We start from the raw sequence: 12,679 nt of genomic DNA, 5'->3' as shown, positions 1-12,679 counted from the left end.
TATTCTCATGAAATTAACACGCTCCATCGTGAACGCCAGCATTGCTACGGCCCAGGAAGTCATCGCCCATTTTGGTATGCAACTCCCTCCTTTCGCCCACTGGACAGTTGACCACTGGCGTCGGGCCGGTCCCGAATACAACGAAATCCGCGATTGTATGCTGGGTTGGGATGTCACCGATTTTGGCAGCAAAGATTTCCACAACATTGGCCGAACCCTGTTTACAGTTCGCAACGGGCGGACCAACCACCCGGATTACCCGAAACAATACGCCGAAAAGTGGCTGATCGACCCGGAAAACCAGCGCGCTCCGGCCCACTTCCACCTGTCGAAACGCGAAGACATTATCTGCCGGGCGGGCGGCAACGTGCTGGTGCAACTCACCAAAGCCGACGCAGCAGGAAACCCGTCGAACGAGACGTTTCTGACGCAGGTGGATGGCTGTACCCGGCGGCTGGGACCGGGCGAGATTGTGCGCTTACGACCGGGCGAAAGCCTGACCATTCATCCGCGCACCATTCACCAGTTCTGGGGCGAAGAAGGCACGGGCTGGCAGATCGACGGCGTTGGCTACACACTCAGCGCCGAGATTTCCAGCGTCTGCGATGATCTGAACGACAACGTTTTTCTAGTCGATTACGGCGTACGGTTTCCGGAAATCGAGGAGGACGAACCCCGAAAGTATTTCCTCTGCCATGAGTATCCAGCGGCTACCGCCGAACTTCTTACTGCATAAATTCCTATCGGTTGCTCAAACCGCGCTCCGGTAAACCCTTAAACTGAACCCATCATGCCCCGTCGTTTATCTGTTCTCCTGCTGGCGTTGTCAGGCCTGGCTTTTTCTGGTTCGGCGATTTCGCATTATTCCGATAACCAAACCGCAACGGGCCCGGTCCTGATGCTCGCGCTGGTGCTGCTGGCGCTGGGTTTTCACGGATTTGCCCAGCTCAAAGGATTTTCCTACACGGTCTGGATTCTGGCGGCTGTGACGGTGGCGATGTTTTACCCCGGTTATTTCTTCACCGTTGGCAATTTCGAACTGAAACGGCTGATTGTCCCTTTTGTGCAACTGACCATGTTCGGCATGGGATCGCACATGAGTTTCGATGATTTCAGGGGCGTCGTTAAAATGCCCAAAGGCGTACTCATCGGCATTTGCTGTCATTTCATGGTTATGCCGCTGGTGGGTTTCGGCCTGTCACACCTATTTGATTTTGAGCCCGAAATTGCCGGGGGCGTCATCCTGATCGGCTGCGTTTCCAGTGCGATGGCGTCCAATGTCATGTCGTATCTGTCGGGTGCCAACCTGGCGCTGGCCGTCACCATCGGTGCGTGTTCTACCCTGCTGTCGCCGTTTATTACGCCATTTCTGATGAAGTGGCTGGGCGGTCAGTACGTCGAAATCGACATTGCACACATGATGATCGACATCACCAACATGATTATCATCCCGGTCGTGGCCGGTTTCATTTTCAACCTCTTTTACTTCGGCAATGAAACCAAACGCGCCAAAACCATTCAGTTACTGGCTTTTGCCGGAGTTATTCTGGTGACGAATGTAATCATGATGTTCGTGACCAACGCCGACTTGACCGGTTTTCTGACGGCTTTGCTCACGTCCGCATTCTGGTTCTACCTGCTTCCCATGATCAGTGCGATTCTCCTGAAAAACGCCCGGAATATCTACCGGCCCATGATCGAAAGCGCGCTGTCGTTTGTCGCCATGCTTGGCATTGTCATCAATACCGTGATCATCACGGCATCGGGCCGCGACAATCTGCTGCAAGTGGGCGGTTTGCTGATTATCACTTGCCTTTTGCACAACGTCATCGGTCTGAGCGTCGGTTATTTCACGGCTTTTCTGTTCGGCTTACCCGAGCGTGACCGCCGGACCATCGCGTTTGAAGTGGGGATGCAAAACGGCGGAGTTGCCACCGGTCTGGCGCTGAAAATGGGCAAGGTAGCCACCCTCGGCCTGGCATCTGCCATCTTCGGCCCGTTGCAGAATGTGACCGGTTCGGCGCTGGCAAACTGGTTCCGGAAACGGCCCGTCGGCCCCCATGTCGGTGCCGACTCGTCCATTTTGCCTAAAACCGTAAATGAACTGGAAAAAGAAAGCCGGTAAGTTGCGTTCTACCCACAATAGCCTTCAGACTTGTTGGGATGTACTAGGGAATGAAGACGAGCGTAGCCACAACGCCGAGTAGCCAATTGCCGCCTGAAAGCGACCTTTGATCACAATCGTTTATCGGAGATTCTGGATATAACCACCCAGATGGTCGAAGCCACCTACGAAATGCAAGGCGACAACATTGTAATCAATGGCGAAGGCTGTCGTAATGCAGAGTAAATCAGAAACCAGTAGTATTCCAAAACCCTCTAAACTCCCTCTATGCAGCAACAAAAATCTCTGAAAAACGATCACTCTCAAGGCTGACAATATACCGTTGCAAAAGGCACTTACCGAGATCGAAAGCCGGACAAAAGTACGCTTTGCCTACAGCCGTAATATGATTCCGGTTAACGAAAAAATAAGTCCTCGGACTTATTCGTTCAGGAGTTCATTCAGTGCATATTCGGTCAACATCTCGTGATTGCCTTCGAAAATGGTTAAGGTCAGATTACCGGACCGTTTTTTCAAACAGATCGGCCGGTCGGCAATCGTTCCGAGTTTTCCCAGGGGTTGCCGCAATTCGAGCAGGTGTAGCTTTTCCTGATCCGATACATACCGGGAACGGTCCGAAACCGCCAGATCCGTCAGCAGCTTATTGTAAAAATTGATGGAATGCGTAATCGGCACACTGCCCTGTAGACCGTCGTAAATACCCGCATAAATGGAAAGCTGAGCGGTTTTTAAGCGTTTCACGGGCGTTTTCATGTACAGGGGCGACCTTCGACGGGCACTCTCCCGGTTCAGGGCCTCCCCGGAATCCGTGCAGGCGATGACGTCCGCAGCATACTTGTTCCTGAGAATGGTACTTTCCCGGTGCCAGGCTTCCAGGTCCGCAATAGACGCCCAGGCGGAGAATTTCCGAACCGGGTGCTTCGATTTCATGAACGTACTCAGGGTGGCATAACCGCCCCCGCTGACGCCAATCACGTAGATTTTGCTGGTATCAACCTGGGCGTGCTTCCGCGCAAACGCAATGGCATCATCAATGTCGGCCAGAGCCAGCTCGCTGCAACAGGCACTCGGCGATTTATTGGCCCCGCGAAAATCCGGATGAATGTAATTCAGATCGCGTTGCTGACAAAGAGCCGCGAGATCATCCTTTTGTGCATAATCCCCGCTCCAGGTGTGCAGCGAAATGATCAGGGGTTCCGGGCGCCCCGATCGGGTCTTGTAGAAATACGCTTTCTGAACCTGCCCATCCGCCGTAGACGGAATGCCGACCACTTCAAAGTCGGAAGGCCAGGTAACATTCCGGGTGTCGTCGAACCGGATATAGGGTTCTGCACTCTCCGGTTTTTGGGCGAACGAAGTGTGACAATAACCTAGCAGGAGGAAACTCGTGATGACTCGGCAGAAAACCTTCATACGGAAACAAAATGAATGGAAAACGTTGCGATCGGGTCAGCCTTGCACGGGCAGGAAACCGGTTTTTAACCCGTATGCAAGAAACACCAGTGCTGGTAAAATCCCAAGTTCTTACGGCCTCCAAAAGCCAATCCGCAGAAATATTATTACCCCGCGGGTAGTGGGCCAGCCGCGACGGCTTTTAACGTCACGGAGCGGGATTTACTGTACCCGATTCCCATCAGCGAAATCATCATCAATCCGGAGCTGAAGCAAAATCCGGGCTATTAAGTATCATTAACCCCTCCCCAATTGGTCATTGGGGAGGTTCCTTTAACCCGATATACGCATGGACTTTTTCCCAACCGCCGACAACGGTTTTCGTTGCTCCCTTTTACATCCGTTGCTCGCGCTCTTTTTCGGACTGACGGTTTTTGTTAGCCACGCACAGCCCCGGGTTGACAAAACGTTCTTCAACGGCCGGGATCTAACCGGCTGGTCGGCTGCGGACATGAAATACTGGTCGGTAAAAAACGGGGCCATTGTGGGCCACGCAACGCAGAAAGTCGAGAAGAACAAATTCCTGTGGTCGTCGGTCAAAGTAGCGGATTTTTACCTCAGTATCGACGTTAAACTCGAACCGGACGACTGCAATGCCGGGATTCAGTTTCGCTCCCGGAAAGCCGATGCATCCGGTCAGGCGCTGGGCTACCAGGCCGATATGGGCAAGGACGTCTGGGGGCGGCTGTACCACGAACATGGGCGGCAGAAACTGGACTGGTCGGACCGGGGCGAAAAAGCCGTCAAACGCGGTCAGTGGAATCACTACGAGATTCTGGCCGTCGGCGACCGGATCTGGACGGCCATCAACGGCAAACTGGCGGTGGCTATCAAAGACCCCGGCGGGGATGCGTCGGGCTACATTGCACTCCAGATTCACAGCGGAGAACCTCAAACCGTGATGTATAAGATCAACAAGCTGGTCCACAACCCCAAGGTAGAGCTGGCCGGTCTGACCGAAGCCCAGTTGAACAAACAGTTGAAACTACCGCTGGACAAACGCCAAGGCAATGCCATCCCGATATTCCGGTCGGGCGACATCATCGCGTTTGCGGGGGGAGCCAACATAGCCGCCATGCGCAAAGACGGTATTCTGGAAACGTTGCTGTACGCAGCCCACCCCACCACCCAACTCCGCATCTGGAATCTGGGATGGGATGGCGACACGGTTTTTGAACAATTCCGTGATGTTGGTTTTGGCAGCTGGAGCAAAAATCTGGACAGCTTGGGCGCTAACGTCGTATTTGCGCAATTTGGACAAATGGAGTCGCTGGGGGGTGAAAAGTCGCTCCCGAAATTCATCGACGAATACCGGCAACTGCTCGACAGCATTCGAAAACCAGATCGGCAGATCATTCTACTTTCGCCCGTTCCGTTTGAACCCAGGCTTTTATACCAGACCCGGCTGGAACAACCGGCAAACCCGCTGGCAACCGCGCCCGTCGAACAGTATGCCAATGCCATTAAACAACTGGCCGAAACCGAAGGCTACTTTTACATTGATCTGTTTCATCCCCTTCAGGCTTTAGCGGCAACCGTGATCCGAACGGACGATGGCAAACGCCTGAGCCGGTCGGGAACCCTGGAAATCGATGGGATAAAGTTATTCATGATTAGCCCGCTCACTCACGACGGTATTCACCTGAGTTTTACCGGCCAGGATCTGGTAGCAACCCTGATTATGAAAGCATTGAACCGCCCCGGACGGCTCCTCAACCCCTTGAACCCGTTGCGCCAGGAAGTCTTGACGAAAAACGAGCTGTGGTTCAACTACTGGCGGCCCAGCAACTGGGCCTTTCTGAACGGTGACCGAACAACGCAGCCCTTCAGCCACGACTGGCAGGATAAAACCCGCCGGATTTTTCCCGAAGAAATGAAAACCTTCGAACCGCTGATCCGAGAAGCCGAACAGCGCATTGTGGACGAACAGAAGAAGCTGGCACCGGTTCGATAAAGCGGCTTTTTTTATCCAAAGACCTATTTCCTACTCCCTGAATTTTGTATCTGATGACTCTTGTTCCTAAAACCGTTACGTTCCCGTTAGCCATCCTCCTTTTTGTCGGCCAAATCAACTGGGGTCTGGCTCAGAACATCAATCCGATGTCAGTTTCTCCGGCGGAAAGCGATAACTCGGTGGCCGCCGAACTCAAATCCTTCCAGCTTGCCGACGGCTATAAAATCGAGCTATTTGCGTCCGAAGAACTCGGTATTGCCGATCCCTGCGCCATGCGGTGGGATGAAAAAGGCCGCTTGTGGGTACTGACCATTCCCTCCTATCCGCAACTGGAACCCGGCAAAAAACCGTTTGACAAGCTGATCATCCTCGAAGACCGTAACCGCGATGGGAAGGCCGACACGTCGTACGTTTTTGCGGACAATCTGATGATGCCCCTCGGTTTTGAACTCGGTCACGGCGGGGTCTATCTGGGCGAACAAACCGAACTGGTTTTCCTGAAAGATACCGACGGCGATGGCAAAGCCGACACGCAGGAGGTGCTGATGTCGGGTTTTGGGACGCATGATTCCCACCAGACCATCAATTCGTTCCTCTGGAGTCCGGGCGGTGAGCTGTTCTTTTCGCAGGGCCACAGCATTTACAGCCGGGTCGAAACGGCCTGGGGTGTCCAGAAAGCCGACCGGGCGGCCATCTGGCGGTATCGGCCACTACGCCGTCAGCTCGACAATTTTCTGGACGGCTCCACAGCCAGTGTCAATCCGTGGGGTATGAACTTCGGCGAGTGGGGCGAAATGTTCCACAAAGCCAACGACCCCGAATTGTTTTATACGGTTCCGGGTCTGGTCAAAACCGCCCACCGCGCCCTCCTCCCTCCCATCGGTAAGCTGGTGATCAAAGGCTCCATCATCGAAATGATCCGCACCAAACACTTGCCAGACGATCTGAAAGGGGATTTCATTCTGGCCGGTTATTACAACAACAAGATCGAGCGCATGCGGATAACGGACGATTCGTCGGGGTATGTGGCCCGGCAACTCGATCCCATCCTGAGTTCAAGCAGCCGCAGTTTTCGTCCTATCGACATTAAAATCGGTCCCGACGGGGCGCTTTATGTCCTGGACTGGTACAACCCCATTATCGGCCACTACCAGGCTTCCATGCGCCACCCGGACCGGGATAAAATGCACGGACGCATCTGGCGCATCACGGCCACCGGTCGCCCGTTGGTTCAACCGCCGAAACTGGCCGGACAACCCGCTGCGGCTTTGCTGGACTACCTGAAATCTGACGAGCATTGGATACGGTATCAGGTGAAGCGGTTGCTGGCCGAAAAACCGCTCACGGAAGTTCGACCGGCTTTAGCCGAATGGGTTGAAAAACTAAACCGGAATGAGCCGAATTACGAGCATCATCTGATGGAAGCGCTCGGCGTTTTTGAAAGCCACGAACTGGTCTATGAAGATCTGCTTCAGCAGTTGGCAACCGGAAAAGAACCGGGCGCACGGGCCTATGCCGCCCACGTCGCCGGGCGCTGGGCCGACCGACTACCAAACCCGCTGGCCGTGCTGGAACCGTTGATTCAGGACGAAAACGCGCGGGTTCGGCTGGAAGCTCTGGTGGCCGTCAGCAACGTACCCAAACCGGAAGCGATGGCGCTGGCGACGCAGGTATTATACCGTCCGATGGACAAATTCCTGCGGTATGCACTTACCAAAACCGCTTATGCGTTGCAGGAAGCCTGGGAACCGGCGTTAAAAACCGGCAGGCTTACATTCAAAAAACCGTTGCATCAGGCCTGGCTCGTGAGCGTCTTGCCCCCTTCGTGGTACATACCGGAGCAATACCGGAAGCTGGCCGGTATTAATAACCTGCAACCGGAGGTTCGGCGGAATTTACTGCTTAGTCTGGCCACAATTGGCAAAACACCTGATATCGAGTTTGTGCTGAGCCAGCCTTCGGCTCAGGCCGATGCGAGGCTGCTCGAAAACCTGAGCAAACTGGAAGCCCAAACCGTAACGCCCTTAGCCGCCAGTTATCTCCAGAAAAGTCTTTCGTCAAAAACCGCCGACGTCACGATAGCTGCCATTCAGCTCGTAAAAGCATGGAAAATTCAATCCGCCACGCCAACCATTAACACGCTGACGATGAACAGTCAGCAAAATCCGCGCGTCCGGGCCGAGGGTTTGAAGGCGCTGGTTGAACTGAAAGGTCGCCCGGTTTTGCCTTTGCTGCAAAAGCTGGTTGCTACATCCGAAACCCCTACCATGATCCGACTGGCCGCCTTACAGGGCATGAGCGAACTGGATGTGACGCAAGCCGCCGTAGCGACGGTGAAAGAAATGCAGGGCGCTGGCCTGACCGCGAACACCATGCGGGATGTCATCACGCCACTTATCGATCAGCGGGGCGGGATTAAAGCACTAACGGCTCAACTGAGCAAAACTGCGCTTTCCAAACCGCAGGCCCGACTGGCACTGGAAGCCCTGGCGATCAAGGGCATCGACGCGCCCGAACTCAGCAACCGGCTGAATAAAATGGCCGAAGAACGAACGATCCTTTCCCGGCAATACAGTCCGGAATACGTCGAAAAGCTGGCCAAAGCCGTTCAGGAACGGGGCGATGCCAAACGCGGGGAATTGATCTACCGCGCAAATCCAAGCTGTGCAGCCTGCCACGCGCTCAACGGTCAGGGCGGCACCATCGGCCCGAACCTGTCGGCGGTGGGCCGGGGATTGTCGTCGCGGGAGTTGATTACGGAAGTACTGTGGCCGAACCAGAACATCAAGGAAGGCTACAACCGGGTGCAGGTCGAAACGAAAAAAGGCGAACTGATTCAGGGCATCAAGGTATTCGAAACGCCGGAAGTGGTGCATATCAAAACCACGGATTCACCCAAAACCCGGATCATTCCAAAGAAAGAGATGGCGAAACAAACCGAAACCGGTTCGCTGATGCCCACGGGGTTGCTGGATGCCTATTCGGAGGACGATGTACGGGATTTGATCCGGTATCTGAGCGAGTTGGGGAATAAATAAGACCTGTTAAGACAGGTCTTATTTATCATCGGGTGTCTGGGGAGGGCCTTGAACGGTTTAAACCGTTCATACTAGTACCTGGAATAGTGGTCTACGTAGATTTTACTGACCTTACCACCCTGAAAATGAACCTGAATCTGATCCATCTGGTCGGTGCCGGTTGAATATCCGAAATACCATTGTGGGGATTGACTCATACCCGCATCGTAACCCGTGGCGAGGTTCTTGGTCAGCAGCGAAATCCACTGAAATTTGTTCCGATAAGTACTGATAGTACTGATCTTGGATAGCTTTTGGTACAACGATGCAACAGAGTCGCCAATTCGCACGGACGAGCTTGCATTGCCTTTTTCGGGCCATTGACTCAGCTTCTTGCCATCGTTCAGATAAATGGCTTTAACCACCTGTGCTTCGGTGGTTATCTGCACGCCCGAACCCGTGCCCGGTTTCTCGTCGAGCAGAATGTACTGGTAGAGTGGAAGCCGTTTTTCAAGGATGCGAAGATCCGAAAAGATATTGCTGACGACATGAAGACCCGCAATGTCTTTGGCGGTTTGCAGAGCCTGGATTTTGGCATAGACCGAAGCCGCATCTTCGTTGATGGCAATGTCTAAATACATACCTGTCAGGATGCTGTCCCGGACAATTTTATACGGTTCGGGTTCCGGGCCTGTTGTTAGCGGGTTTTCCGGTGATTCGAATTGACAGCCAGCCAGGGTGAGTAATAAGAGCAGGAATCCAATAAGGTTTACTTTCATGGGTTAATTGGGGTTTGTATTCTATAGATCGGACCCGGCCTCTACGGATTAGGTTGTAACTGGCCGAAGGAAAATAGACGACAAACCCCGCCGGTCAGGCCATTGGAACACTGCCCTACCCGTCATAAATGGTGGCCGCAGTACTTACAGAAAACCGCATCGGCATCGTGCCCTTCCTGTCCGCACGAGGGGCAGGACTGGGCCGACACCTTCTGAAACTTCTGGGCAGCCTGCGAAATCTCGACCGTGACAATACCGGTAGGAACCGCAATGACCCCGTAGCCAATGATCATCACCAGCGAAGCCAGCGCCTTGCCCGCCGGGGTCTGCGGAGAGAGATCGCCGTAGCCGACGGTTGTTAGCGTCACAATGGCCCAGTAAATGCTGGTCGGGATGCTGTCGAAACCGTGTTCTTCGCCTTCAATGATGTACATGATGGAGCCGATGATGGTCACCAGTGTCAGAACCGTTAGAATGAACACGCTGATTTTTCGGCGGCTGGCCTTTAACGCCGTAACAATGATGGAAGCCTCCGACAGGTATTCGGAAAGCTTCAGGATTCGGAAAATTCGCAGTAAACGCAGAATCCGGATCGTGAACAGATACTGCGTACCCGGTATAAAAAGACTCAGGTAGGTCGGCAGAATAGCCAGAATATCGATTATGCCCAGAAAACTGGTTGCGTAATGTAATGGCCGTTTCACGCTCAATAACCGCAACAGATATTCGATGGTGAACAATACCGTAAATAGCCATTCCACCTGGATCAGCAGGGTGCCATACCGCGCCCGTACGTTCGCCATGCTCTCCAGCATCACCACGGTGACACTCACCAGAATACTCCCGATCAACGCAATATCAAACGCTTTCCCGGCGGGTGTATCTGATTCGAAAATAACCTCGTGTAAACGACTGCGCCACGGAGTACGCGGACGTTTGGTATCTGTTGACGGCATACGACTGTTCGTTTGTCAAAATGATTCGGATTTCCGAAAACACATACAACAATCGTACAAGTTAGGGATAAAAGGAATCGGGGCGGTTATTTCCTCTTTCTGATTCGCGGCAAAAGAAAAACCGTATCCGGACTGATCGAACGATCAATACGTGGCCCGCCCGCCCGAAATGTCGTAAATAAAACCGGTCGAAAAGCTGTTTTCCGGCGAGACAATGAACGTGGACATAGCGGCAACTTCGTCAGGTTCGCCCAGTCGCCCCATCGGAATTTTGGCGGTCATATACGCCAGTTGTTCGGGCGCGGTATCGGCATTCATGGCGGTTTTGATCACCGCCGGAGCCAGACCGTTGACGGTAATGCCGGCAGTAGCGTACTCTTTGGCAATGGCTTTGACCAGACCAATTACGCCTGCTTTGCTGGTCGAATACCCCACCATGCCCGGATTGCCTTCTTTGCCCGCAATGGAAGCAATCAGCAGAATCCGGCCGTAGCCGCGTTCGGCCATGTGAGAAACCGTGTATTTGGTCATCAAAAAACTGCCAAACAGATTAATCGCGAGGACTTTGGCAAAATCAGCGGTTTCGTACGCCGTGATGTTTGTACTGGTCGGCCCGACAATCCCCGCCGAATGAACCAGCACGTCGATTTTACCAAAATCCGCCACGGTTTGCGCCACCGCAGTTTTTACGGCTTCTTCCTCAGAAATATCTACGGTATACGTCCGAACGGGAATATTCAGGGCCGTCAGCTCCTGCTGCGTTTGTTCCAGTAAGGACGCATTCCGATCAAACAGCGCCAGCGACGCGCCTTCGGCGCCCAACCGCCCGGCAATGGATTTCCCCAACCCGTCGGCACCGCCGGTAATAATAGCGACCTGACCTTTAAACCGGTCAGGAAAATAAATGGTATTGCTCATATTTTACGTAGAGGAAACAGACAAGAGAGGACAGACCAAAGACAATAGACGCGAGAAGAAAGATGGCCTCACGGTTTCGCCTTCTCCTGTCAATTTGCCCTGTCTACCCTCTCCTGTCCATTATCTCCTGTCTCTTGTCTAATGTCTATTATCTCTTATCTATCTTGTCCCACTCACCCCCTCCGCTCAATTTTGCCAACCAGAAAAATATAGGAACAGGCTCCCACCAAGCCCAATGCCCCGATAAAGACCAGCGCCGGTTTAAAATCGCCGTCTTTCGCCAGATAGCCAATGACAATCGGAACAATGATTGACGCCAGGTTGCCCATAAAATTGAAAACGCCACCGGTCAGCCCAATCAGGTGTCTGGGTGCCAGTAAGGATACGAAAACCCAGGAGATTAAGGCCATTCCGGCACCGAAAAAGGAGAAAGCCATGAAGAAAATGATAAACGCTGTATCGTTGGTGTAGTTGGCTCCGACAATACTGACCGATAGAATCAGGCCAACGATGATCGGCATTTTGCGGGCGGCACTTACGCTCCAGCCCTTTTTCACCAGATTATCGGATAGAAAACCGGACAGCAGCACCCCGGCACAGGCGGCTAAAAACGGAATGGAAGCCAAGTAACCGGATTTGATAAAATCTAGCCCCCGGTATTTGACCAGATAGGTCGGAAACCAGGTCAGGAAAAACCAGAGCGTGGCGTTAACCGCGAATTGGGCCAGATAAACACCCCACAATGTCCGGCCACTGAGAACCAGTTTGAGGTTTGCCGCACTCCACACTTTAGCGGCTGTAGCTCCTCTTTTTTGCCCCCGGAACAAACCGCCCCCTTCTTCAATGTATTCCAGTTCGGCCTGATTGACACCCGGATGTTCCAACGGGTCGCGGTACAAAAAATACCAGATAACACCCCAGATTAACCCCACCAGACCGGTGATAAAAAACAACCCTTTCCAGCCCGCGTAATATTGAATGGTTACCAAAACCGGGGTTAGAAAGGCTAAACCAATGAACTGCCCCGACACATACATGGCCGTAGCGGCAGCCCGTTCATTGTCCGGAAACCAGCTGGTTACAATCCGGTTATTGATCGGATACGAAGGCGCTTCGAACGCGCCGGTTGCCAGCCGAAGCCCAAACAGACTGACAAAACCGCGCGCAAACCCCTGAAATACCGTAGCCAGCGACCAGGTAATCAGGCAGAAAGCGTATAACACACGGGGTCCAAACCGGTCAGCCACCAACCCGCCCGGCACCTGTAAGATCGCATACGTCCAGCCGAATGCCGAAAAAATGTAGCCCATTTCAACAGACGACAGTTGCAAATCCTTGCTGAGCGACGACGCAGCCACGGCCAGATTGCTCCGGTCGAGGTAGTTGATGACGACGTTGACGAACACAAGCGCCAGCATTCCGTAGCGTACCCGGCTTCGTGGGGCACTGACAACGACTTGTTCCATTTCAGTTTTCGG

At 53.3% G+C, this 12,679-nt stretch carries 9 protein-coding genes and 1 pseudogene; 5 read left to right on the top strand and 5 right to left on the bottom strand.

Annotation, left to right across the window (positions count from 1 at the left end):
- The first annotated feature begins 7 nt into the window (after positions 1-7).
- A complete protein-coding gene (locus LX87_RS06520) occupies positions 8-736 on the top strand; it encodes a D-lyxose/D-mannose family sugar isomerase (RefSeq protein ID WP_111627317.1) in 729 nt (242 codons plus the stop codon).
- A gap of 54 nt (positions 737-790) precedes the next feature.
- Positions 791-2,125 (top strand): bile acid:sodium symporter family protein, encoded by a 1,335-nt coding sequence (locus LX87_RS06515; RefSeq protein WP_111627316.1) that lies wholly within the window; start codon positions 791-793, stop codon positions 2,123-2,125.
- A 420-nt stretch (positions 2,126-2,545) separates the two neighbouring features.
- On the opposite strand, the gene LX87_RS06510 is transcribed toward LX87_RS06515, so the two are convergent.
- Positions 2,546-3,538, bottom strand: coding sequence for an alpha/beta hydrolase family protein (locus tag LX87_RS06510; protein ID WP_111627315.1), 993 nt, complete (start codon positions 3,536-3,538; stop codon positions 2,546-2,548).
- A 192-nt stretch (positions 3,539-3,730) separates the two neighbouring features.
- Between LX87_RS06510 and LX87_RS29475 the strand changes: the two are divergent.
- The 3 genes and pseudogenes from LX87_RS29475 to LX87_RS06495 all read left to right on the top strand — a co-directional run.
- A pseudogene (locus tag LX87_RS29475) lies at positions 3,731-3,808 on the top strand (hypothetical protein); the annotation flags it as partial.
- A 58-nt stretch (positions 3,809-3,866) separates the two neighbouring features.
- Positions 3,867-5,531, top strand: coding sequence for a 3-keto-alpha-glucoside-1,2-lyase-like domain-containing protein (locus LX87_RS06500; protein WP_111627314.1), 1,665 nt, complete (start codon positions 3,867-3,869; stop codon positions 5,529-5,531).
- 53 nt (positions 5,532-5,584) lie between these two features.
- Complete coding sequence (locus tag LX87_RS06495; protein ID WP_111627313.1) at positions 5,585-8,569, top strand: PVC-type heme-binding CxxCH protein; 2,985 nt, start codon at positions 5,585-5,587, stop codon at positions 8,567-8,569.
- A 71-nt stretch (positions 8,570-8,640) separates the two neighbouring features.
- On the opposite strand, the gene LX87_RS06490 is transcribed toward LX87_RS06495, so the two are convergent.
- The 4 genes from LX87_RS06490 to LX87_RS06475 all read right to left on the bottom strand — a co-directional run bounded on the left by LX87_RS06490 (position 8,641) and on the right by LX87_RS06475 (position 12,667).
- Positions 8,641-9,327 carry a hypothetical protein gene (locus LX87_RS06490; protein ID WP_111627312.1) on the bottom strand — a complete coding sequence of 229 codons (687 nt, stop codon included), beginning with the start codon at positions 9,325-9,327 and terminating at the stop codon, positions 8,641-8,643.
- Positions 9,328-9,449: 122 nt separating this feature from the next.
- Positions 9,450-10,283: an ion transporter gene (locus LX87_RS06485; RefSeq protein ID WP_111627311.1), complete on the bottom strand. Its 834-nt coding sequence runs from the start codon at positions 10,281-10,283 to the stop codon at positions 9,450-9,452.
- A gap of 144 nt (positions 10,284-10,427) precedes the next feature.
- Complete coding sequence (locus LX87_RS06480) at positions 10,428-11,201, bottom strand: SDR family NAD(P)-dependent oxidoreductase (RefSeq protein WP_111627310.1); 774 nt, start codon at positions 11,199-11,201, stop codon at positions 10,428-10,430.
- A 173-nt stretch (positions 11,202-11,374) separates the two neighbouring features.
- Positions 11,375-12,667, bottom strand: coding sequence for an MFS transporter (locus LX87_RS06475; protein ID WP_111627309.1), 1,293 nt, complete (start codon positions 12,665-12,667; stop codon positions 11,375-11,377).
- Between the last annotated feature and the right edge of the window lie 12 nt (positions 12,668-12,679).

This window comes from Larkinella arboricola, from assembly GCF_003259745.1.
Taxonomy (GTDB): Bacteria; Bacteroidota; Bacteroidia; order Cytophagales; family Spirosomataceae; genus Larkinella; species Larkinella arboricola.
The sequence above is the reverse complement of the archived record's forward strand: the minus strand, read 5'-3'. Positions and strand labels throughout refer to the sequence as shown.

Coding starts and splice junctions, on each gene's coding strand:
- LX87_RS06520 (WP_111627317.1), top strand. CDS start 8: ATGAAATTAACACGCTCCATCGTGAACGCCAGCATTGCTACGGCCCAG.
- LX87_RS06515 (WP_111627316.1), top strand. CDS start 791: ATGCCCCGTCGTTTATCTGTTCTCCTGCTGGCGTTGTCAGGCCTGGCT.
- LX87_RS06510 (WP_111627315.1), bottom strand. CDS start 3,538: ATGAAGGTTTTCTGCCGAGTCATCACGAGTTTCCTCCTGCTAGGTTAT.
- LX87_RS06500 (WP_111627314.1), top strand. CDS start 3,867: ATGGACTTTTTCCCAACCGCCGACAACGGTTTTCGTTGCTCCCTTTTA.
- LX87_RS06495 (WP_111627313.1), top strand. CDS start 5,585: ATGACTCTTGTTCCTAAAACCGTTACGTTCCCGTTAGCCATCCTCCTT.
- LX87_RS06490 (WP_111627312.1), bottom strand. CDS start 9,327: ATGAAAGTAAACCTTATTGGATTCCTGCTCTTATTACTCACCCTGGCT.
- LX87_RS06485 (WP_111627311.1), bottom strand. CDS start 10,283: ATGCCGTCAACAGATACCAAACGTCCGCGTACTCCGTGGCGCAGTCGT.
- LX87_RS06480 (WP_111627310.1), bottom strand. CDS start 11,201: ATGAGCAATACCATTTATTTTCCTGACCGGTTTAAAGGTCAGGTCGCT.
- LX87_RS06475 (WP_111627309.1), bottom strand. CDS start 12,667: ATGGAACAAGTCGTTGTCAGTGCCCCACGAAGCCGGGTACGCTACGGA.